We start from the raw sequence: 21724 nt of genomic DNA on the forward strand, positions 1-21724 counted from the left end.
AGCGCAGCACCGAAGTTGTTGCTAACCCTAGGAGATCTATCATACCCCACGGTCGCCCTTCAGGTAGCCAGACTTTTGCGGAATTCATGTATAACTTTGCAATTTTCTCGCGTGTGGGGGGCTGTCTGGCTGAAGCTCGTGCAAACAGGGCTTCATTGAGCGGCTGGCTGCCCCAAATTTACAGCAGAATAATGGGTGACCGTGGCTTGCCTTATAAGACACCCAGCTCGTCTTCCTGCTCAGAGGGGTCTAGAACCGCAGGGGCGATCGCCCCTCTCCGCTCAGACTTGCTGCCGTTTCCCAATGCGCCCTGAAGTTGGTTGAGCGTGTCTACAAAATCACGAATGCCACGAAACTGGCGATAGACTGAGGCAAAGCGGATATAGGCGACTTCGTTCAGGTCTTGCAGCCGATCCAGCACCAGTTCGCCAATTTCCTGGCTGGGCACTTCGCGCACCGACCGCTGCTGAAGCTCGGCCTCGATTTCGTCTACCAGATTTTCCAGTTCTAAATGGGGAATACCCGTTTTCTCGCAGGCCCGCATGATGCCGCGCAGCACCTTGGAGCGGTCGAAGGATTCCCGTGCGCCATTCCGCTTGACCACAATCACGGGCACAAATTCAATGCGCTCGTAGGTGGTGAACCGTCGCCCACAGCTCAGGCACTCGCGCCGCCGCCGGACGCTTTGCCCCGACTCGGCCGAGCGAGATTCCAGAACGCGGTTGTCGGTAAATTGACAGAAGGGACACCTCATGGGAACCGCCTTTTAGGCAAGGTTATACAAAATATAATGACATGGGCTTGATCCGGGGTGCGGCTGTGGTTTCACGGGGATTCTTGGTGAGCAGGGCGATCGCCCTTTCCCTCCGAGCGCCAGAACAGACCTCTGGCAATCCACTGGAGTCGATTCCTGAGGCACCCAATTCACGGCTTGCGTCCTTTGGCTGTGTCATGATACTCCAGTTTTCAAAATTTCTAACATAGACTTTGAGGTGAGTTTATTGGGTTATTGGGTGGCGCTGGTGGGGCGCGATCGCTCCACCCAGGCAGGCACATAGCACCAGGCTTTTTGCAGTTCCCGATCCAGCCGTTCATAGTTGGGTTCTTTTTTGCCCACCAGCGCCCAAAACTGGGCGGAATGGTTCATGTGAACCGTGTGGCACAGTTCGTGAATAAACACGTAGCGCACCAGCGGCGCAGGCAAAAACAGCAGCTTGGCATTTAGGCTGATGGTGCGTTTGCTGGAGCAACTGGCCCAGCGCGTCTTTTGCTGGCGGACAGAGGCGCTGGTGTAGGGCAGGTCAATCTCGCGGCTCACCTGCCGCAGCCAGGGCAAAAAGTGGTAGGTCGCCTTGCGGTTGAGCCAGCGCCGCAGGAGCGATTGGCAGCTTTCTAGATTTTCCGTCGGGCCGTGGACGTGAAGCTGGCGAGGGCTGCGGGTGGTGGCCGTGAGCTGGGTTCCAGGGGCAGGCGCGTAGATGACAGTCCAGGTTTCGGGGAGCGATCGCAGTTGAATTTCCTCCGGCAAGGGCTGCACCACGTCCAGCGGCATGGTTTCCTGGCGATCCAGAAAGCGCTGTCGCGTCCGCACGATCCATTCCCGTCGCCGCTCCACAATCTCCGGCACCTGGCGCGGGTCAACGCTGTGGGGAATGACGATTTCCACGTCGCCCCAATGCGAGACGTGAATATTGATACTTTTGGCCCGCTTGCTGACGCGAATGCGGTAGTCTAAGCCGTTTGAACTCCCGTTTGAACGGGGTAGAGAATCGCCCGCCGTGTTTGCACCCAGCGCCCCCTGATGGCTCATTGTGCCACGCTCTCTTTGTTGACTAAACGCATCGCTCATAAAAACTGGTCTAATCCACGAAAATCCTGAATCAAGCCGACTTCAGAAAACCCCGTTCCACAAACTCCAGCAAGATTTTGCGATGGGGCTGTCCCAGTGGCCGCACCTGACCCGCCCGTGCTGAGTAGCGATCGCCCCGCTGAATATCCTCCAGGCTGAGCAGCCCCAAGTCCCAGCCTTCATTCAACTGCAAGCAATCTACGGGCACATCCAGGCGACCATGAAACACATGCCGCACCACGTCTTCTAGTTCATAGCGGGCAAACGGCTCTAGCACAGGCGGCGCGTAGCCAATTTCCTCCAGCAGTTCCCGCCGCACTGCTACATCGGGCGCTTCATCCGGCTCGATATGGCCCCCAAAGAAACCCCAGCAACCAGGGTAATAGATCCCCGGAATGTCGTCCCGCAGTTGCAAGAGAAACTGACCGTCTTGATGCAGAATGGCGATCGCCACATGAACTTGAGACATAAGTGATTTGGGCTAGGCGCTAAGGTTCTGCCCCCACGCTATCGCCCGGTGCAGGCTTCAGCAAGCCCACCAGGATTCGCAGCAGCGCCTCCAGATCTGCCGGAACCCGGTACAGGTTAAGATCCTGCGTTACCTGTCGTGTCTGTCGGTCAAATTGGCCAAACTGCCAGATGCTCCCGGTCGATACTGCCCCCGGCAGCACCCCTTGCTCCGACTCGATCCACTGATCCAGCGCAATTAGCTCTACTGCTAGCTGCACAAATCCCCGCTCCAAGTCCTCGTTTTTGGCTTCAATTACCAAAACTGTCACGTCCGTTTGCAGAAAATAGTCCAGCGATCCCTTAAGCTGATTGCTCACCGCCACTGGGTATTCTACATTCAGCAATGCTTGCGTGTAGTGCAGCACATCCGTCAGCACAGGGGCAATCAAAAACTCGCGCCGCGCCGCTTCACTGGTCAGGCTGAGTCGGGGGAGACTCTCTTCAATGCGCTGTTGCAGGCTGTCCAGTCGATCCAGTTCTCCTCTATAAGGCAAAAAGGCGATCGCCCGCTTCTGGAGCGTCACCCCAAAATGAGCCAGAATATCCCTCGGCGCAAAGTTGAGCCTGAAATAATCTGCAAACGTGTAAGACTGATCAGGCTGGAGGATGGGGGCTTTAGGCATGGGAGGAATAGTTGGGGAATCGAGCAATTAGAAACAGGATGCTTGAGTGACGTAGAACTTGGCTCTAACACTGACTTAGGATTCTGCCTTAGTATGCTGCGACGGTTTACTTCCGCGTCTTTCACAATACAATCTCCTCCCCGCGTTCGGTAAAGCGGACAGACTTCACATTCCAGGCAGAATTTTTCATCAGGGTTTCGCGCAGGCTGCCAAACAGCGCAAACTGTTCGCACGCCGACAGGGAAACGATTTGCCGCTTTGACCCCGGCACTAGGCGCAGATCGACCGTGGCTTCGCCCGTTTGGGCATTCAGGCTGACGCGATAGCCGCCCAGGTCAAAGTCGCCATCCCCCTGTTTTTCCAGCACCTTGCCCACGGCCGCCTGCATCGCTTGGTCAGCGGGCACCTGCACCTGTTCTGGCACAAAGTTCACGCACTGGTCATCGGCCTGGTAAACCGTGACGGTGGTCAGTTGGGGGGCAGCGGTGGGAGAAATTGGCGCAGCGAGGGATTGGGGTGAGGCGGGGCTGGCGGCAGGCGCGGCAGGTTTATCGGCGCTTCCAGGGCTGGGGCTGTTTGGGGAAGATGCCGCGATGGGTGTGCGGCTTGGCGACTGGGGCGATGCAGAGTCGGGTGGGGCAGTTGTGCGGCTGCCGCAGCTTGCCAGAAGCAGCACAGTCAGCAGGAAAAGCAGGCAGGCAGAAAGTTGGCGGGGTGGGGCGATCGCCCTTTGCATCCGGCTCATCCCCAGTTTCAGCACTCTCGGTTTCATACAGGAAATTTCATGACAGGGTTCTAGACGGATCGAACAGCAGGGTTTGGCAGAGGGAGTGCGGCTGAGAAGGGCGATCGCCCTAAACTTTGCGGATTCTGCCGAATCGGGTGCGGAGGAAGTAGAGCAATGGTCTAAACTCTAAATCGTATTGCATATGACCATTATGGTGACCCCAAACTGGACGCGCCGCCATGTCCTTTCGCTGGCCGACTTTTCGCCAGCGGAATACGACACTGTGCTGCAAACGGCGGCCAGCTTCCGCGAAGTGCTGTCCACCCGCACCAAAAAAGTGCCCGCCCTCCAGGGGCAGGTGATTACCAACCTGTTTTTTGAGTCCTCCACCCGCACCCGCAGCAGTTTTGAACTGGCCGCCAAGCGCCTCTCTGCTGACACGCTCAACTTTGCCCCCGGCACGTCATCCCTCACCAAGGGCGAAACCATCCTCGACACGGCGAAGACCTACCTGGCAATGGGCACGGACATGATGGTGATTCGCCACAAAGAAGCAGGCGTGCCCCAGGCGATCGCCCAGGAAATGGATCGGCTCAATACTCACGTCGGCGTGCTAAATGCAGGCGACGGCCAGCACGAACACCCGTCGCAAGGGCTGCTCGACCTGTTTACCCTCTGCACGCTGCTGGATCACAACCATCCCCGCGTGGAACTGCTGCGCGGCAAGAAAATTGCGATTGTGGGGGATATTCTGCATTCCCGCGTGGCCCGCTCCAATCTCTGGAGCCTAACCACCAGCGGCGCAGAGGTTCACCTGGCCGGCCCGCCCACGCTGCTGCCCCGCTGGTTTGCAGAATTTGTGAAATCGCCGTCGAAAAAAGCAGGGGAGAAGGCTAACCCACTCCCCCACGCCGCTATCATTCCGCCGACCCTCCACTGGGAACTCGATCCTGCGCTCGAAAACGCCGACTTTGTAATGACGCTGCGATTGCAAAAAGAGCGGATGACCAGCCATCTGCTGCCCAGTCTGCGCGAATATCACCAGCAGTTTGGCATTACGGGCGATCGCCTCCAGCGCTGCAAACCCAGCGTCAAAGTGCTGCACCCCGGCCCAGTGAATCGCGGCGTGGAAATTAGCTCCGAACTGATGGATGACCCCGACTTTAGCCTGATTTCGCAACAGGTGACGAGCGGCGTGGCCGTGCGGATGGCGTTGCTCTACCTGATGGGCAGCGGCAAAGGCTGAGGGTTATCCCTTCCAAACAAACACCTTTGCCTCAAACTCACCCAGGTCGGTCATCAACTGGTCGTCGCCAGACTGCACTTCATAGTTGCCCGTCCATTCGTGCCAGGTGCCATTGGCAGGGAAGTTGGGTACGGTATAGCCCGCCAAAAACTGATCGGAGAAGTTTGCTACCACCGCCACGCGCGAGCCTTCGTCATTCCAGCGGGTATAGGCCAACACCTTGACTTCAGGATTTTCGTGGAAAAACTCGACGTTTGCAGTGTGCAGAGCGGCGTTATGTTTCCGCAGCGCAATTAGCCCCTTGTAATAGTCAAACAAGCCCTGGTTCAGGTCGTTACTCAACAGCGTCCAGTCAATCTTGGCAGGGTCAGGAGTTTTATACTTGTACTCTCCAAATTCCTCGCCCATCCACAGCATCGGCACGCCCATCGCCGTCATCAGCAGCACCACACCCAGCTTGACTCGACGGAATGCGGCTTCGTCAAAAATTTGGCGATCGCTCAATTCCGCCATCACATGATTGTGGTCGTGGTTAGTCAGATAGTTCACTACATTGGTCGCGCCCATAAAGCCCTGGCGCTTGGCATCGATCACGTCTTTTAGCGACTCCAGGTCAAAGGTATCGCCCGTGATGTGGGCCAGCACCGTGTGATAAAAGCTGTCGTGCCAGCAGCCATCCATCGGCCCGTCTACATTGGTAATGCTCGTGGTTTCGGGAATGTGTTCTGCAATGTTAAAAAATGGTTTTGCGCCTGCGGTTTCCTTGGCTTCATGCGTGATCCAGTGCATGAAATCATAGTTCGCAATCTGACGTGCCGCATCATACCGAATGCCGTCCAAATGGTATTCGCGCACCCAGTAGCGCACCGTGTCGCCAATGAAGCGGCGGGCAGGATAGGTTTCCAGATTTTCGTCGTAATGTTCGTAGTTAAACTCTGGTCCCCAATTGTTGTCGGGGTCGCGCGGCTCATGGTGATACCAATAGTCGTGGTCGATCTGCGTCAGCGGCGACGACGCTTCCGAGTGGTTGTAAATCCCATCCATGAACACGCGAATGCCTCGATGATGGCATTCGTCGATCAGCCGCTTGAGGTCAGCTGTAGATCCATAGCTCGACTCGGTGGCAAAAAAGTGGCGCGGGTTGTAGCCCCAGCTATAGTCTCCGGGGTACTCTTTCACAGGCATTAGCTCAATGGCGTTGATGCCCAATTCGCACAAATAATCCAGTTTTTCGATGACATGCTTGTATTGTCCGCGGGCGTGGGGGTCATCTTCGCCGCCAGAAAAGTCTGCCACATGCATTTCGTAAATCACCAGCTCGTGGTCGGCAGGCAACGGCGTGTCGTCATATTGCCAAACGTAGGTATCGACGATTCGCTTACCGTCTTTAATTCGCGCAATGGCGTTCTCTTCAGAAGATTTTCCATCTACGTCGGTGGCGTAGGGATCAGTCACATCGACCCATTGATTGGGTTCAAAAAACCAGGACTTACTTTGAACTCGAAACTTATAGTTATAAACACCATCTTCCAAATCCACGCTAACCCGAAAGAAGCCGTCTTTTCCCTTTTTCATGGGGATTTCTTCCCAGTCTGAAAAGGAACCAATGAGCGATACGGCTTCGTTGTAGGGCGCAAACAAACTGAATTCAATAGGACTTGCCATAGTTTTTTCGTCAGGAAAGTTTGAACTAGCGATTTTATTATTGGTGATGCCAGGATTAGGCACATCTGGCAATAGAAATAGGGCGTTAGAAATAGAACCTTAGAAATAGGGCAAGAGGAATACAGCATTTTCTTGCGGGGTGAGGCACATGCTGCCCTCACGAGGCAAGGGCTTATTGACCATCCGTGTGCCTCACTAGCTTCAAAAACGCTGTAGAACGGATAGAGGAGCGATCGCCCCCTTAACGTATTCCCCTTGACCAAGGGTTTTCGGTTGCGCCAACTATGATCTGGGCACATTGCTCCTCATGGACGTTAGAAATCTAAAAATAATGCTGACTGTTATTGAACCGCAGGCTCCCCGGCGGCTGGCAGATGCAGATCTGAATCCTCGCGGCCGCGTGTTTCCCAGTCCTTTGTCCTGGCGCGATCAGTTTCTCTACCAGCTGTTGCCAGACCGCTTCAGCGATGGCCGCGAGGGAGAGCGGCCGATGTTCGATCGCCATCAGCCAGAACAGTTTCGCGCCGAGAGCAAGGCCGCCTGGATGGCCGCAGGCAATCGGTTTAACGGCGGCACGCTAAAGGGCATTCTTAGCAAGCTAGACTATCTCCAAAACTTGGGTGTGACCACGCTCTGGCTGAATCCCCCCTGGAAGCAGCGGATCGATACCGAAACCTATCACGGCTATGGGATTCAGAATTTTTTAGAGGTTGACCCGCGCTTTGGCACACGGCAAGACCTGCGGGATCTAGTCGATGCGGCGCATGATCGCGGCATGTACGTGGTTCTGGATGTTATCTACAACCACAGCGGCAGCAATTGGTACTATCGCGGCCCAGATGGTTCTCCGGCAGAAACGATGCCCTACCGCTTTTCGCCGCCTTACGAGATTCACGGCTGGCGATCGCACGAAAGCCGCAGCATTCCCCAGCCCCTCACGCTGGAGGATGGAGTGTTTCCCGAAGAATTTCAAAACCCAGACTGGTATAACCGGGCAGGCATGATTAGCCAGTGGGAAGTGTCGCCGTGGGAAGACCCGCTCAATCCCTACGTGGAGTTTCGTCAGGGCGACTTTTTTGAACTGCGCGATTTCAACCTGGAAAATAAGGAAACGCTGTCGGCGTTGGCCAAGGTCTATCAATACTGGATTGCGCTGACGGACTGCGATGGCTTTCGGGTAGATGCCGTCAAGCACGTTTCGCCTGCCTCCTCGCGCCGATTTTGCAGCGAGATCCACGGCTATGCCCAGGCTATTGGCAAGGAAAACTTTTTGCTGGCGGGGGAACTGACGGATGAAAACCTGGTGCAGGGCTATCGCGACATCTTTGGGCGCAATCTGGACTCGGTGCTGGATATTGCCGCCGCGCCAAATAACCTGATGGCGCTGGTGAAGGGGCTGGGCCATCCCGGTGCTTATTTCGGGCTGTATGACGAGGCGCAGCTTTCGGGCAGCATCCGCCAGTTGGGGACGTATCATGTTTCGGTGCTGGACGACCACGATATGTGTTCGCGGCCAACAAAGCAGCGGTTTGCGGCGGGTAGCAACCTCCCCACCCGCTATCATCAGGCGGCCCACGCGGTCGGGGTGATGCTGACCATGCCGGGGGTGCCGTCGATTTACTACGGCACCGAGCAGGCGCTCGATGGCTCCGAAAGTTACCACGACTATGGCATCGAGCCGCAGCACGCCTATATCGACCGCTACATCCGCGAGTGTATGTTTGGCGGCAAGTTTGGCGCGTTTGGCACCGAGGGATGCCACTTTTTTAACCCACAGCACCCGACCTATCTGCGAATCGCGGCGATCGCCCGTGTGCGCCAGCGTCCCGATCGCATCGGCCGCGCCCTGCGCCGAGGGCAACACTATCCCCGCGAAACCTCGTTTATGGATCGTCCCTTTTCTTATCCCGGCGCAGGCGAACTGGCCGCCTGGTCACAAATTCAGTTCAATGCAGAAGTGCTAATGGTGCTGAACACCCACGGCACAGAAGGGCGAGGCGCGTATGTGACGATCGATCGATCGCTGCATCCCAACGGCTCAACCATGACGGTGCTATACAACAGCGATTGGAGCGACGAGCAACTCCAGAACCCGCCGACGGATGAAACCGTCATCGTGGAGCATTATCAAGACCGGCGGGTGGTTCGCGTCAACTTGCCGCCCGCAGGCATGATGATCTTGGCTTAAGTTGGCCTGGCCCACTGCTCGATTAGTCGGGAAATGGCGCTAATGTGACGTAGCGTCTCCACTTCCTCTCCTCTGCCGATTTTGCAAGTTCGCTCATCCCCCTCAAAATGGGGTAACTTCCGCACCCCTATATTCGCGAAGTTGCCTTGAGAAATCATGAAGCTTTTGGCAACGAGTTCAAAGCACTGAGCGAGATTATGAATCAGCAGGAAATTGAACACCGCGATCGCGTTCTTCGCAACTATTTTGCAGGGTGCGATTGGGATCATAACGGAGAGTATGAGCTAAAACGAACGCTGGTTTTAAATAGCGATCGCCTCCTGCCTGACTATCCCTATGTCGTTGAAAACGAGTGGGAAGTCGAACCCGGACGAGGGCACAAAGGACGGGGCGATTTGGTGTTTACCGACGGGGCAGGGCGATTTGCCGTGGTGGAGGTTAAATGCCTAAATCGGACTGGCGGCAATAAAAAGGCCCAGCAGGAAAAAGTCCGAGTCCGGCGACACCAGGTTATAAAACAGGCGCTCCGCTATGCCAACATTTACGCCGCCTCAAAGCTGGCAGCAGGCGTGATTGATGACCCAAACGCAATCGCGGCCTATGTGTTTACGAACGAGCAGGACTATCCCTATTTCCTGTTCAGAGAATCAGAATCCTTGCAGATCACGAATGTCTCAACACAAAGTCCTTCAGTCCATCGGGAACCAGTCGTAGCGCTGCATTGCTAAACTCCGATAAGGATTTCCACTCGGCCAGCAAGGGCTTGCCCCCTTCGGAACCGTGGAGATGTGGCTGGTGGTAGAGCGTGCGATCGCAAAATTTGGCATCATAAATCAGCACAATTTCATGACCCGGCTCGCCCTCCAGCGTAAAGAGATTCTCTAACGTGCCCAGCCAGGTCAACTGCTCGATTTCTGCGCCCAGTTCTTCGCGCATCTCGCGGATCAGCGCATCGCGGCTGGTTTCGCCAAATTCGATGCCGCCGCCCAGCGGTCGATAATAGTCGGACTGCTTGACGGAATCATAGTCGCGGGAAACGAGGATGCGGTCTTGATGTCGAAACAAGCACAGCACAATGGGTCGAATCCGCCCCTTCATTCTCCACTCCTAGACCAACTCGCACTGCCCATGATGGCGCAGCAGGTGGTCGCAGAGGACGAGGGCGACCATCGCTTCGACCATTGGCACGGCGCGGGGCAGCACACAGGGATCATGGCGACCTTTGGCAGCGAGGACGGTTTCTTCGCCGTCGGTGGTCACGGTGCGCTGCTCTTTGCGGATAGTGGCAGTGGGCTTGAATGCGACGCGCAGGATGATGTTTTCGCCGTTGGAGATGCCGCCCTGGATGCCGCCGGAGCGGTTGGTGACGGTGCGAATTTCGCCTTGGTCGTCGATGTAGAATTCGTCGTTGTGTTCAATGCCGGTGAGCAGGGTTCCGGCAAAGCCAGAGCCGATTTCAAAGCCTTTGCTGGCGGGCAGAGACATGACGGCTTTGGCTAGGTCGGCTTCGAGCTTGTCGAACACGGGTTCGCCGAGTCCTTTGGGGACAGAGCGGGCGACGCATTCCACCACGCCGCCGATGGAGTCGCCCGATCGCCCAGTTTGCTCGATCAGGTCGATCATCCGCTCGGCGCATTCGTCATCGGGACAGCGGACGATGTTGCTTTCCACCTGATCCATCGTCACGGTGTTGGGATCGACCGCGCCTTCCAGGTCTTTGATGCGCTTGACGTAGCCGATGATTTCCACGCCTGCGATCTGGTGCAGAATTTTCTTGGCGATCGCCCCTGCCGCCACGCGCCCAATCGTCTCCCGCGCCGAGGAGCGCCCGCCGCCGCGCCAGTTGCGGATGCCGTATTTCGCGTCGTAGGTTGCGTCGGCATGGGAGGGGCGATATTTCACCGCCATTTCGTCATAGTCTTGCGATCGCGCGTCTTTGTTTCTCACCAAAATGGCGATCGGCGTGCCCAGTGTCTTGCCATCCATCACGCCCGATAGAATCTCGCAGCGGTCTTCTTCTTTGCGCGGCGTGACGATATGGCTCTGGCCGGGGCGGCGGCGGTCTAGCTCTGTTTGAATCTCGGCTTCGGAGATCTCCACGCGGGGCGGGCAACCGTCAATCACCACGCCCACGCCGCCGCCGTGCGACTCGCCAAATGTTGTAATTCTAAACAAATGCCCAAAGGTGCTGCCCATACTGAAACCCGGTGGAAAATCCGTTGAACCGCTTGAACTGACGCTGTTTTCAACCCAGCAGCCTTCTATTCTAACTGGTTGTTAAGTAACATTTGATGTCTTGTCAACCGGGCATTTACTCCGCTCTGTTAGTCTACAAACATAGCAAGCAGTCGAGCTTTGCTATCGAGCTTTTTCTAGTTTTTCTTAGCTTTTAGCGCTGCTTTGGGTTCCGAATGGTTGATGCTATCCAGCATTCTTCGGGATCTTCGTTTTTTTTAACCTCTTTTGTCGATCGATCCGCCGTGGCTATGAACAAGTACTGTACCGAATGGATTCAAGAATGGTGCCTCCAAAACGGTTGGACGGATCTGTTTCAGGAGCGCCGTGAATATTGGGCGTTTCCGCCCCACGCCGTGATGCCCCTGCCTATCCCTACAGAAGCATTGCTGTCCATCAAGGCAGAAAAAGGCTTTAGCCCTCAGGAGCGACTGTGGCTGAGTGCGGCCTGGGCGGGAGCCGTAATTTCGGCAGGTCTGGGCGTATATTTCCAGTCGCCGATGCCGCTGGTGCTGGCGTTTGCGTTTTGCGCGGTGATCTTTGGTCTAATGGACGATGAGTAAGGGCGCATTTGCTCTGTGTTTCTCGTTGAATCCATTTCCTGCTTGACATGACACAACTATCCACACCATCGCCCGCCGCCCATCCTGCGGTGGGCATTATTATGGGCAGCGATTCTGACTTGCCCACGATGCAGGGGGCGATCGCCATTTGCGAACAGTTCCAGGTCGTCTGCGAAGTGGCGATCGTCTCCGCCCACCGCACCCCAGAGCGCATGGTGGACTATGCCCAGACCGCCCACGAGCGAGGACTTAAAGTGATTATCGCTGGGGCTGGCGGGGCGGCGCACTTGCCGGGCATGGTGGCCGCGCTGACGCCGTTGCCCGTCATCGGCGTGCCTGTGGCCAGCCGCCATCTGCAAGGACTAGACTCGCTCTATTCCATCGTGCAAATGCCCGCCGGAATCCCGGTAGCAACGGTGGCGATCGGCAATGCTCAAAATGCCGGACTCCTGGCCGTGCAAATCCTCGCCTGTCAGCAGCCCGACCTGCTCGCCCAGGTGCAGCGCTATCGCCAGAGCCTGCGCGACATGGTGCTAGAAAAACAGTCGAAGCTCGATGCGGTAGGATACCAGGCGTATCTCCAGCAAATGTCGTAGCTCGTTGTCCACGTGCGATCCCCCTAAATCCCCCTTATTAAGGGGGACTTCCGATCCGGTTCCTCCTTTTGGTAAGGGAGACTTCCGATCCGGTTCCCCCCTTATTAAGGGGGGCTAGGGGGGATCTCCAAAGCCCCAGCGATTCACCCACCCCCCTGCCCATGCCTCCCCTCGCAGAACTACCCTTTTCGCCTTACCTGGATGACCAGGGCGAAATTATCCACGAATTTGACGGAAAAGTAGGCGCTTACGCCATTTTCGATGCCGATCACGCTCTGCAATACATCGGCTATTCTCGCGACGTGACTGCCAGCCTGCTGCAACATCTCGTGCGCGTGCCGCAGGGCTGCCATTGGGTGAAGGTGTGGACGTGCGATCGCCCCAGCCGCACCCTGCTAGAAACCATCCGCAGCGAGTGGATTGCCGAAAGCGGCGCAACGCCCCCCGGCAACGGCGATGAAGAAGCGCAGTGGAATCAGCCCATTGATGCCAAAGTCCGCATGACCCCGCAGGAGCAGGCCGACTATGCCAGCGCCGACGACCAGGGCAAAATCAAAGCACTAAAGCAGGTCGCGCGACGGGTCGAGGCAGAAGTGCTGAAAGCGCTGGGCGATCGCGGCGTGACGACTGCTATCCGGTTTGACCCCAAGCTCAAGGAAGAGGGGCTGCTGGGGCTGAAGCCTGCTTAGAGGTGGCAGGGACGAGGTGGGAGGAGGCAGCTATGCTCAGCTTGACCCCTGACCCCTGACCCCTGACCCCTGATCTCTAATCAAGCAGTTGATTAATTTCCTGATACGCCTGATACAGGCGCTCAGCCATGAGCTGATTCATGGCTTTTTGAAAGGCGATCGCCCCTTGCGGATTTTCGGACTGCATTTCGGTCAGGGCCGTGCGGGTGAGTTGGTGAATCGTGCTGGGCATATCGGCGATCGCCGTAGTTTGGTGCGCCGTTTCCGAGAAAAATTCCATCTCGCCCACAAAGCTTCCGGCTCCCAGCGTTTGCAAGCGTGTCGCCGTCACCTGCTGGTCTGCCTGCGCCCACACCGTCACCTGACCAAACTCGATAATGTAAAGCGCGATCGCCGCTTCGCCCTCCCGAAACAGCGCGTCTCCTGCCTCCAGATCCAACGCTTCCAGATAAGCTTCTATCTCGGCAATTTGGGGCGAGTTGGGAAACCAGCTTTCGAGCTGCAATACCAGCGGCAAAGACTTCTTACGCCGCCAGGAAATAGCAGACAAAATTTGATTTTCACACCACTCTACGCCGCGATCCAGGTCTGGAAAAATCAGGCAAGTTGGGTCATCTTCTTGAATCAAGCCGCTACGCTGAATCTGTTCTGAAATCTCAGGAGAAAGGTGCGTAAACAATAGGTTAAAGGATTCTCTCTGGGCAATTTGCTTGAGCTTTTCAAACCCCAACACAGCCGAAGAATCGAGTCCTGTAACAGCTTGAAAATTCAAAACAACGAACTTTGGCGAAACCAATTGCTCTGCCTGGATACGCTGCTGAATTTGGTTGATGAGCGTCGTTGCTGTGCCAAAAAAGAGAAATCCCTGGAGGTCAAGAATATAAAGCTGCTCACCTTCTTGGCGCAGGGTGCGCTGCTCGGCGGGCGATCGCCCTACGCGGCTGCGATAGTTTGTACCCGACAGTACGTGCTTTGCGACGCGAGTGCGACTGTAGTTCACCACAAACAGCACCATCGCAATGGCTAATCCTAACCCCACGCCTTCTAAGAAACCCACCAGGGCGATCGCCAGCAGGATTATTTGCGCCAAAACATAGTCGGCCTTGGAAAGCTTGAACCATGCGTCATACACCCATTCCACCAAAAAGCTGAGTCCCAAAAACACCAACATGCCGCCCAAAACTGCTTTTGGAATCAGGGCAGCGAGTCCTCCAGAAAACAGAATTACCACACAAACCAGGGCAGCTAAAATCCCAACAAATCGGCTTTTTGCGCCAATTTTTACACTGCAAAGCGTGGACAAACCCAGCCCATGAAATCCAATAATGCCGCCTCCCAATCCAGCGATAATATTGCCCAACCCAGCGGCTCGTAATTCCTGATTCAGATCAATATCTTGTCTACTTGCCAGCTCAATTCCAGTAGAGTTTAGTAGCAGCATCATGACCGTCACCAGCATAATGCTAATTATTCGGGGAAGCTGTTTTCCGATTGCCTGCCAGTTTGCTTGGAACAGTAGGCTTGGCTCAATCGGTCGCCAGAGGGCCCCTTGTGGAAATTCGGGTAGCAACAATCCATATTCTCTTGCTTCGGCAATACTGGTCTGGGTTAGAAACAGCGATACATAAAAAATTAGCGACCCAGAAAGCACCATTCCAGGCACGATAAAAATGCCATCTCGATAGCGCAAAATCCAGAGCAAAAGCAGACCAAAAATCACTCCCGGAACCCAGCGAATCAAAAGTTGTGGCTGAAGCAAGGTGCTGATTTCAGCAAAGCTAAAAAAGCGATCGCTCAGCAAGCTAAAGCCACTTTGAGCTATCAGATATCCCGTGCCGGACAGAAAGCCACCGATCACCGGATAGGGTGCAAACCGGGTCAGGTTTCCCAAGCGGTAGGTTCCTAGCAAAAAGCACACCACGCCTGTTAGCAGAGAAGTAGTGGCGATCGCCATCACCGCCGTTGCAAACAATTCTGCTGGCGTAGCCGACCCAGATAGCTTCATCACCATTGCGCTGATCAGCAGCGACAGAATCACGCCTGGGCCGTCTTGCGGAATAATCAAAACTCCAGGCAGCGAACTGCCCAAAGCTACAATAATACTGACCGTAATCGCAGTAAATAGAACCAGCCCAATGCCCGTTGAGACGAAGGGCGTTAGCTCACCCGAAAAGATCAATGCGCCAAACGAAACGGCGTAAACAACTAGAAAAATACCTGCAATCATGCCCGCCGTGAGCGTGGGAATCAATCGACTGGGCTGCAATTCCTGTCGGATCAGGGCACGAAAGTTCTGGCGAGTCCAGCGGGCTTTAGCGGTAGGGGGCATGGCAGAAGTGTTGAAAGATAGATTAAGCGACGAAAAAAGGGGACAGAATGCAGTATTCTGTCCCCTAACAAACAAAAAATGATGCCTGATGATAGCCTCATTTCCGAAACTTGTCAAATCGATCTTGATGCAGCTTTGTCCCCATGACTATCCCGTTTTGAACTCGCGCTTGTTCTTTGAAATCTGGTTGACCTTTGTGTTGGACAGGGGCTTAACCAGCATGAGAGACTTATTTTAAAGCTTGCAAAACTCGAACGGATGGGCACTTTTGTCGAATCTATGCACAGTTGATTGAGCAAGTAAAGCGCCAAAAGCCGACCGCGGCTCAGATACTTTTTCCCATTGATTCAACCATCGTTACACTCACTAGCAAGCTATTTTGGCTGCAAGGATATCACCAAGTTAAATTACTGAATGGAATCAACTTAGAGCAAGGACATTCGAGTGAATGCTTGATTAATTTTGGGCAAGGACATGATGCAAAGTTTGCCGATTCGATTAGCACGATGATTCCCGAAAACGGCATCGGCATCATGGATAGAGGCTTCGCAAGCTGGGAATTTCTCGACCAAATGAGTCTCACTCAAACAAAGTTTGTAGTGCGAATCAAGAACAATATGAAGACTGAACTTGACCCCGACCGTTACCGCGTGGTTGGGTTCTGTGATTTGGAGAGTCGGAGAGTCGGAGCGAGTTTCGTCTGGCAACTAATGTCAATGAGATGAGCAACGAAGAAATCAGTGATACCTATCGGCATCGTTGGCAAATTGAGGTGTTATGGAAGTTTCTCAAGATGCACTTAAAGCTCGATCATCTCATCACAAAGAATGTGAATGGGGTGAGTATTCAGATTTATATGGTACTCATCACTTATTTAATCTTGTTGTTAATCGAAATTCCAGCATTCTATGGTAGTGAATTGCTCGACAAGTTTCGGTATTTACAACTGGAACTGAGCCGTCGCTGCTCAATGGTTCATTGGAGCTACGATCTGCTGCCCGAAACACTCGTATGACTCTTGTAAGCTAAAATGTAAAGTTTTCTATCTGGATTCAACACTTCTGGCTTGAAGGTTTTTGCTGCCGCTGATTTAAACCGTTAGCCCTCAGCGCCCCGGTTCTGTCAGCTTCCGGTTGGGTAAGCGATTCGCCCCCCACTTACGAAGGCTCGGTTTTTCGAAATCTGGGTCAAGCCGAACACTCCCAGCCGCTTTCGGGTCAGCCGCAGAGGTTGAGTAGCGATAGACTTGGGTCAGTGTGCAACGTCCCAAAAGGGATCAGGGGGGCGATCGCCGAAAGGTACGGGTGCTAGGAGATGAAGGGCGATCGCCCAGAGGTGCGGGTGCTTAGAGATGAGGGCGATCGCCCGAAGATATCGGTGCTGAGAGGGACGGGCGATCCAATCTTCTCATTTGCAACACGCCAACCCCTGCTCACCCCGCAGGCAGCGTTACTGTAAATACTGCCCCTTTGCCCAGTTCGCTGTCTACCTGGATCTGTCCGTGGTGGTTTTCGGTAATCACTTTGGCGATCGCCAGTCCGAGGCCGGAGCCACCGCTGGCCTTGCTGCGGCTGTCGGAGGTGCGGGCGGGATCAACGCGATAGAAGCGATCGAACAAGTATGGAAGCGATTCCGCTGGAATGCCTGTTCCCGTGTCGCGGACTTGAATCTGAACCTGCGCTGGATTGTGTTTATTACGATTCACTGAGACGGTTACTTTGCCGTTCGCAGGCGTGTACTGAATTGCGTTGCCGATTAGGTTCGTAAACAGGCGAATGAGCTGATCGCGATCGCCCTGTATCTGCACGGCATCAGGCAATTGCTGAAGCTCCGGACTGATTTCCAAATTCAGCGATACGGGCTTGTCGGCGGCGATGCTCTCCTGTTCCTCTAGCACCTCTTCTAGCAGCACAGGCAGGGCGATCGCCTCTCGTCGGGCCAGTTTTGTACCGCTGTCTTGCCGCGCCAGAAACAACAGATCATCCACCAGCCGCCCCAGTCGCCGCGTCAGCCGCTCGATCACTTTAAGCTGCTGCTGCTGCATCGCAGGGTCGGGTTCCGCATCGGCCAGCGCCACCTGCACATTGGTTTGGATCACGGCGATGGGGTTTCGCAATTCGTGCGACGCATCGGCAGTGAACTGCTTCAGCCGTTGGTAAGACTCGCGCACCGGGGCCATCGCCAACTCCGACAGCAGCCAGCCGATGCCTGCCACCGTGCCCACCAGCAGCGCCGTTCCCAGCGCCAGATCGCGGATGAGCTGTCGCGTGGGCTTCGTCACTTCAAACCAGGGGTGGCTGACGCGCAGATAGCCCAGCAGTTGCCCGCCCGCCTCAATGCGCTGCGTCACCTGTCGCAGCAGCAAATCCTCCGTTACATGAACCGTCTCGCCGTTGCTGTTGGGATGCAGCGGAATCTCTGGCGTAGAGGAAAACGTAGACCAGAGCAGTGTTCCCGCCGGGTCGAACCATTCCAGGTCGATATGGTCGTCTTCTACCGAGTCGGAGTCGTCGCGAAAGCTGGCCTCGATGTTGACCCGTGGCGGCAGACCCCTAGCCGGGTTGGCGGGTTCAATCACGAGCGATCGCCCCACCACCTCCACCACATGGCTCAGCGTGTCGTCGATCCGCTCGATCAGGGTCGTCCGCACATAGAGATACACGCCGCTGGCAAACACAATCAGCAGCACGGCTGTAACGGCGGTGTACCACAGAGCAAGGCGGCGGCGAGTAGCCTGAAACATGAGGGGTTCGGGGAGAAGGAGCAGGGATTCGTGACAGCGGGCTTTCATCGCCGCTTCCGCCCCGCGCCCGTGTTAGACTGACGGTTGAGGCTTTAGTTTCGGTTGACGAGTTTGTTTACAAGTTTATCGGTTTAATTTCATCTGAGTTCATCTGATTAAGCGCATCGGATTTAGATATTCGATAGAGCAAATCTGATTGAGCGAACCGGATCAATTTGTTGGCGGGCGCTGCTCTGAATCTCCAGCCTTTGCAATTGCTTTAACTGTCGGAGTTACTCCATGTCGATTTACGTTGGTAACCTTTCCTACAAGGTTACGCAGGAAGAGGTGCAAACCGTCTTCTCGGATTATGGTACGGTTACGCGGGTTCAGCTTCCGGTAGACCGGGAAACAGGTCGGATTCGTGGGTTCGGCTTTGTGGAAATGTCGTCGGAAAGTGAGGAGCAAGCGGCGATCGAGGCGCTGGATGGCGCGACCTGGATGGGGCGCGATCTGAAGGTGAACAAAGCCCGTCCCCGCGAAGAAAAGCGCCCGGCCAATAGCTGGGGCGGCAATGGCGGCGGCGAATATAGCCGGGGCGATCGCCGCTTCTAAGCAAGCCTGTACCCAAGATTTGTAAAACTTTGTAACGAGCGAGGTCTGAGTAGTCAGCGCCTCGCTTTTTTATGCCCCCTTCTGGGCCCATCTTGTGCCCCATCGGTGCGTCCGTCTGTTGCATTCCCAGCACCTCTCGCTATCCTCTGGATCTCTCCTCTAGCGGGAATTTACATAAAATTTATACGGATCTCAACGATTCTCCTAGTACAGAGAAGGAGAGGAGTGGGTTACGAAATAAGTAGATAAACTGAGCTACTTTGCTGGTTTTCAGGGTTTTTATTGAGTCTCAGGGTTGGATTCGGGCACGTTCTCAGGGTTTTCATCAAGGGGGTTTCCCTGACCCAGTCTGGATTTGTGGCGCATTGGCTGATGCTGTACAGCTATATCAGGAGCACATCAGGAGGACATCAGGAGCTTGAATGATGGGATGTGTTTGGTGCGTGCGATCGCATTCCAAGGCGAGTATAGGTTCTCATCAAATATGCATTATTTCTGAGTCACGTTACTGTGCAATTTAGTGCGGAAACTGATTGCATAGTGCTGGATTCTGAAATGCCTGCTTGATGATAATCACCTGCATTTTGCAGGTGCGAGTCTTGTCGTGTCATATCTTGCATCGATTCAAAAGTCCTGATGGAGATAGCCTGAAACCCCTCCAGGAGGAACAGTTCAGATGAAAAGAATGGGAAGATGGCTCGGCGTTTTGGGGCTGACCGTCAGTCTTTGCGGTGCGATCGCCCCCTCAGGATTCACACAAACAACTCGCCCAGCGGCAGTACGAAATGGCTATGCGCTGCTAGAGCGCGGCTGGGTAAACGATGCGATCGCCGCCTTTCAGCAAGCGCTGCGGCAGTTGCCCAACTCGCTAGATGCCCGGCTAGGACTGGCGATCGCCTATCAGCGGGCGGGCCGCGATGCCGATGCCTGGAACGCCTATCAGCAAGTGTTGGCGCAAGACGCAACGAACCGAACTGCCCTCAGCGCCATTGGCTTGCTGGGTGGCTATCGACCCGAATGGCAGGCGGGCGGCATCGACGCGCTGAGCAAACTGCTAGAACTCTCCCCCAACGACACCGATGCTCGCACCCAGCGTGCCCTGCTTTTGGGCTATCAGGGGCGCTATGCCGAAGCCTTTGCAGATTATGACCGCTTGCTAGCCGACAATCCCCGCCCGGCGGCGCTGCTGGGCGCGGCGCAGGTCTACGCCTACAGCGGCGACTATGCCCGGTCGCAAACCCTCTTTGCCCGCTATCGCGCCACGGGACAGGCAATTCCTGACGGAGCGCTGACGGCCTATGCCCGCACGTTGGCAGAAACGGGCGACCCGGCGCAGGCGATTCAGCTTTTAGAAGCCACGCTCCGGCGGCCGCGAGTTCCTGACTGGCTCATCCCGGATGCCCGCAGCACCCTGGCGATCGCCTACCAGCTTGATCAGCAACTCCCCAACGCGCTACAAGCCCTGGAGCCACTGCGCCAGCAAGCCAATGCCATCCTGCCCCTAGCCCGCGCCCTCAGCACCATCGGCCGCCGCGAACGCGACCCGCAACTGCTCCAGCAGGCAGCAGAGTTGTATCGACAGGCCCTCCGCACCACCGCCGAACCGTCCCTGGGTGTGCAGCTTGAGGCAGCGGATGTGTTGAGCGAATCGGTCGCGGGACGGGCCGAGGCGCTGCGGATTTACCAGCAGTTGAGCGAGCAATATCCGGGCGATCGCAGCTTGTTGGTTCGGCGGCGGGTGCTGGAGCAGCAGCTCGGCCAAATCAGTCTGGCAACGCTGCAAACACAACTACAAGATGCGCTACAACCGCTGCCCGAGGCCAGGTTTGAGCGGCAATCGGTGGCGATCGCCCTGACCCAGCTTGACCCGCCACCTGCCGCCCTGCTGCCAATCTACGAGAGCCTGCTGCAATCTGAGGTAGACGTGCCGTTTTTGCACTTCCGCATCGCCCAAATCCACCTCCAGCAGCGCAACTGGGACGACGCACGGCGATCGCTGCTGGCCTATCAAAACACGCGACCAGGACGCGGCGACGTTGGCGCAGACCTGCTGCTGGCCGACCTAGAGCGGCAGACCGGAAACCTGGAGGCCAGCGCCCGCCGCTACGAAAGCATCCTGTCTCAAAATGTCCCCAGTTCTGTAAAGCTGGACGCGCTGCTGGGACTGAGCAGCATTCGCCGCCAGCAGGGAAACCTGGCATCCGTCAGCCGCTTCTATGACGAAATCCGCCGCCGCGAACCAGAGCAGCCCCGCACCCAGATTGCCCAACTGAGTCACCAATATGAATTGGGCGAAATCTCTGATGCCGCCGCCGAGCAAGCCCTAGCGCAATGGCTGGCGGACAACTCGCCCCAGCCTGCCTATCCCGAACTCTATGCCCTGGTTGGCGCGTTGCCTGCCACCGAGCAGCGAGAACCGCTGTATCTTAGCCTGCTGGAAACGTCTCCCAACTCCTTACCCATCGAGCGGCGACTGCTGCAAGTCATTGCCCAACGCGACCCAGAAGCAGCGCGATCGCGCTTGTCCGAGATCCTGGCTCGACAAGATGACCCGATTGCTGGCTATTTTATCCAGGGCGAACTGGCGCAAACGCTGGGCGATTTGACGCTGGCAAGTGAGGCCTATGAGCGCATCCTGGCAGTACAGCCCAATGAGGTCGGTGCGCTCTCTGCCCTAGCAGGCGTGCGGTTCCAGCAACAGCAATACGCCGCTGCCCAGCGACTCTACCAGCAAGTCCTGGCCCTGCGCCCAAACGACCTAGAAACGCAGCGCGTAATTGCAGAACTGTATCTTGTGCAAGACCAGCTTCATCGCGGCATTCGACAACTGCGACAGGTGCGGACCGCCCAAGAAGCACAGGGTGTGACTGATCCGACCGTGGGCGATCGCCTCCAGCAAGTCGAACTGAATCTATTGCGCCGTCGGGGGCATCAACCTTATTGGGAACGATATTGATTTTGGCTTGGGGATTTGGGTTTTGGCTTGCCGCACACTTCCAAGGTGTAAAATCCAAAATCCAAAATCTAAAATCCAAAATCCAAAATCTAAAATCCAAAATCCAAAATCTAAAATTCTTTCCCCTTCATTCCAACAACCTCCTTGCACTCCAAAATCCTCTAGGCTTTCCATGAAGCGTTACACTTCACGTCCTCCAGTCTCTCTTTTT

18 protein-coding genes and 1 pseudogene are annotated in these 21724 nt (G+C 55.6%); 9 read left to right on the plus strand and 10 right to left on the minus strand.

The features are described from left to right. Positions 1-211: 211 nt before the first annotated feature. From nrdR to IGS16_RS10495, 5 genes are all read right to left on the minus strand, one after another. Positions 212-754 (minus strand): transcriptional regulator NrdR, encoded by a 543-nt coding sequence (gene nrdR, locus IGS16_RS10475; protein ID WP_297085305.1) that lies wholly within the window; start codon positions 752-754, stop codon positions 212-214. A gap of 252 nt (positions 755-1006) precedes the next feature. Continuing rightward, a complete protein-coding gene (locus tag IGS16_RS10480; protein WP_297085306.1) occupies positions 1007-1810 on the minus strand; it encodes a M48 family metallopeptidase in 804 nt (267 codons plus the stop codon). Positions 1811-1880: 70 nt separating this feature from the next. Then, on the minus strand, positions 1881-2318 hold the full coding sequence (locus tag IGS16_RS10485) for an NUDIX hydrolase (protein ID WP_297085307.1): 438 nt from the start codon (positions 2316-2318) through the stop codon (positions 1881-1883). 19 nt (positions 2319-2337) lie between these two features. Then, entirely contained in the window at positions 2338-2982 is a 645-nt protein-coding gene (locus IGS16_RS10490) for a hypothetical protein (RefSeq protein WP_297085308.1), read from the minus strand. 121 nt (positions 2983-3103) lie between these two features. Then, a complete protein-coding gene (locus IGS16_RS10495; RefSeq protein WP_297085309.1) occupies positions 3104-3754 on the minus strand; it encodes a hypothetical protein in 651 nt (216 codons plus the stop codon). Positions 3755-3920: 166 nt separating this feature from the next. Between IGS16_RS10495 and IGS16_RS10500 the strand changes: the two genes are divergently transcribed. Then, the gene (locus tag IGS16_RS10500) at positions 3921-4955 is read left to right on the plus strand and encodes an aspartate carbamoyltransferase catalytic subunit (protein ID WP_297085310.1); all 1035 of its coding nucleotides are present in this window, start codon (positions 3921-3923) and stop codon (positions 4953-4955) included. 3 nt (positions 4956-4958) lie between these two features. Here the strand turns inward: IGS16_RS10500 and IGS16_RS10505 are convergent, their stop codons facing one another. Further along, positions 4959-6620: an alpha-amylase family glycosyl hydrolase gene (locus tag IGS16_RS10505; protein WP_297085311.1), complete on the minus strand. Its 1662-nt coding sequence runs from the start codon at positions 6618-6620 to the stop codon at positions 4959-4961. A 331-nt stretch (positions 6621-6951) separates the two neighbouring features. Between IGS16_RS10505 and IGS16_RS10510 the strand changes: the two genes are divergently transcribed. After that, complete coding sequence (locus IGS16_RS10510) at positions 6952-8808, plus strand: alpha-amylase family glycosyl hydrolase (protein WP_297085312.1); 1857 nt, start codon at positions 6952-6954, stop codon at positions 8806-8808. Positions 8809-8954: 146 nt separating this feature from the next. Then, positions 8955-9536, plus strand: a complete 582-nt coding sequence (locus tag IGS16_RS10515) for a hypothetical protein (protein WP_297085313.1) — start codon at positions 8955-8957, stop codon at positions 9534-9536. Here IGS16_RS10515 and IGS16_RS10520 read toward each other — a convergent pair. Then, a complete protein-coding gene (locus tag IGS16_RS10520; RefSeq protein WP_297085314.1) occupies positions 9472-9906 on the minus strand; it encodes an NUDIX hydrolase in 435 nt (144 codons plus the stop codon). The genes IGS16_RS10515 and IGS16_RS10520 overlap by 65 nt on opposite strands. A 9-nt stretch (positions 9907-9915) precedes the next feature. Continuing rightward, positions 9916-11004: a chorismate synthase gene (gene aroC, locus IGS16_RS10525; protein ID WP_297085315.1), complete on the minus strand. Its 1089-nt coding sequence runs from the start codon at positions 11002-11004 to the stop codon at positions 9916-9918. 290 nt (positions 11005-11294) lie between these two features. Here aroC and IGS16_RS10530 point away from each other — a divergent pair, with 290 nt between their 5' ends. From IGS16_RS10530 to IGS16_RS10540, 3 genes are all read left to right on the plus strand, one after another. After that, positions 11295-11606, plus strand: coding sequence for a hypothetical protein (locus IGS16_RS10530; RefSeq protein WP_297085316.1), 312 nt, complete (start codon positions 11295-11297; stop codon positions 11604-11606). Between the two features lie 47 nt (positions 11607-11653). Next, the gene (gene purE, locus IGS16_RS10535; RefSeq protein ID WP_297085317.1) at positions 11654-12202 is read left to right on the plus strand and encodes a 5-(carboxyamino)imidazole ribonucleotide mutase; all 549 of its coding nucleotides are present in this window, start codon (positions 11654-11656) and stop codon (positions 12200-12202) included. 161 nt (positions 12203-12363) lie between these two features. Continuing rightward, complete coding sequence (locus tag IGS16_RS10540) at positions 12364-12891, plus strand: GIY-YIG nuclease family protein (protein ID WP_297085318.1); 528 nt, start codon at positions 12364-12366, stop codon at positions 12889-12891. A gap of 76 nt (positions 12892-12967) precedes the next feature. On the opposite strand, the gene IGS16_RS10545 is transcribed toward IGS16_RS10540, so the two are convergent. Continuing rightward, positions 12968-15220: a SulP family inorganic anion transporter gene (locus IGS16_RS10545; protein ID WP_297085319.1), complete on the minus strand. Its 2253-nt coding sequence runs from the start codon at positions 15218-15220 to the stop codon at positions 12968-12970. An 85-nt stretch (positions 15221-15305) separates the two neighbouring features. On the opposite strand from IGS16_RS10545, the pseudogene IGS16_RS10550 reads away from it, so the two are divergent. Beyond that, positions 15306-16235, plus strand: a pseudogene (locus IGS16_RS10550) (transposase). A 417-nt stretch (positions 16236-16652) separates the two neighbouring features. Here IGS16_RS10550 and IGS16_RS10555 read toward each other — a convergent pair. Then, the gene (locus tag IGS16_RS10555; RefSeq protein WP_297085320.1) at positions 16653-17963 is read right to left on the minus strand and encodes a HAMP domain-containing sensor histidine kinase; all 1311 of its coding nucleotides are present in this window, start codon (positions 17961-17963) and stop codon (positions 16653-16655) included. A gap of 279 nt (positions 17964-18242) precedes the next feature. Between IGS16_RS10555 and IGS16_RS10560 the strand changes: the two genes are divergently transcribed. Then, positions 18243-18557: an RNA-binding protein gene (locus IGS16_RS10560; protein ID WP_068511627.1), complete on the plus strand. Its 315-nt coding sequence runs from the start codon at positions 18243-18245 to the stop codon at positions 18555-18557. A 685-nt stretch (positions 18558-19242) separates the two neighbouring features. After that, the gene (locus IGS16_RS10565; RefSeq protein ID WP_297085321.1) at positions 19243-21513 is read left to right on the plus strand and encodes a tetratricopeptide repeat protein; all 2271 of its coding nucleotides are present in this window, start codon (positions 19243-19245) and stop codon (positions 21511-21513) included. Positions 21514-21724 lie beyond the last annotated feature (211 nt).

This window comes from Thermoleptolyngbya sp. C42_A2020_037 (genome assembly GCF_015272455.1).
Taxonomy (GTDB): domain Bacteria; phylum Cyanobacteriota; class Cyanobacteriia; order Elainellales; family Elainellaceae; genus Thermoleptolyngbya.

What these genes read in the sequence shown, in the direction of transcription:
- IGS16_RS10510 (WP_297085312.1), top strand. Translation starts at nt 6,952, where the DNA reads ATGCTGACTGTTATTGAACCGCAGGCTCCCCGGCGGCTGGCAGATGCA.
- IGS16_RS10530 (WP_297085316.1), top strand. Translation starts at nt 11,295, where the DNA reads ATGAACAAGTACTGTACCGAATGGATTCAAGAATGGTGCCTCCAAAAC.
- IGS16_RS10495 (WP_297085309.1), bottom strand. Translation starts at nt 3,754, where the DNA reads ATGAAACCGAGAGTGCTGAAACTGGGGATGAGCCGGATGCAAAGGGCG.
- IGS16_RS10545 (WP_297085319.1), bottom strand. Translation starts at nt 15,220, where the DNA reads ATGCCCCCTACCGCTAAAGCCCGCTGGACTCGCCAGAACTTTCGTGCC.
- IGS16_RS10520 (WP_297085314.1), bottom strand. Translation starts at nt 9,906, where the DNA reads ATGAAGGGGCGGATTCGACCCATTGTGCTGTGCTTGTTTCGACATCAA.
- IGS16_RS10500 (WP_297085310.1), top strand. Translation starts at nt 3,921, where the DNA reads ATGGTGACCCCAAACTGGACGCGCCGCCATGTCCTTTCGCTGGCCGAC.
- aroC (WP_297085315.1), bottom strand. Translation starts at nt 11,004, where the DNA reads ATGGGCAGCACCTTTGGGCATTTGTTTAGAATTACAACATTTGGCGAG.
- IGS16_RS10540 (WP_297085318.1), top strand. Translation starts at nt 12,364, where the DNA reads ATGCCTCCCCTCGCAGAACTACCCTTTTCGCCTTACCTGGATGACCAG.
- IGS16_RS10565 (WP_297085321.1), top strand. Translation starts at nt 19,243, where the DNA reads ATGGGAAGATGGCTCGGCGTTTTGGGGCTGACCGTCAGTCTTTGCGGT.
- IGS16_RS10560 (WP_068511627.1), top strand. Translation starts at nt 18,243, where the DNA reads ATGTCGATTTACGTTGGTAACCTTTCCTACAAGGTTACGCAGGAAGAG.
- IGS16_RS10485 (WP_297085307.1), bottom strand. Translation starts at nt 2,318, where the DNA reads ATGTCTCAAGTTCATGTGGCGATCGCCATTCTGCATCAAGACGGTCAG.
- purE (WP_297085317.1), top strand. Translation starts at nt 11,654, where the DNA reads ATGACACAACTATCCACACCATCGCCCGCCGCCCATCCTGCGGTGGGC.
- IGS16_RS10480 (WP_297085306.1), bottom strand. Translation starts at nt 1,810, where the DNA reads ATGAGCCATCAGGGGGCGCTGGGTGCAAACACGGCGGGCGATTCTCTA.
- IGS16_RS10505 (WP_297085311.1), bottom strand. Translation starts at nt 6,620, where the DNA reads ATGGCAAGTCCTATTGAATTCAGTTTGTTTGCGCCCTACAACGAAGCC.
- IGS16_RS10555 (WP_297085320.1), bottom strand. Translation starts at nt 17,963, where the DNA reads ATGTTTCAGGCTACTCGCCGCCGCCTTGCTCTGTGGTACACCGCCGTT.
- IGS16_RS10490 (WP_297085308.1), bottom strand. Translation starts at nt 2,982, where the DNA reads ATGCCTAAAGCCCCCATCCTCCAGCCTGATCAGTCTTACACGTTTGCA.
- nrdR (WP_297085305.1), bottom strand. Translation starts at nt 754, where the DNA reads ATGAGGTGTCCCTTCTGTCAATTTACCGACAACCGCGTTCTGGAATCT.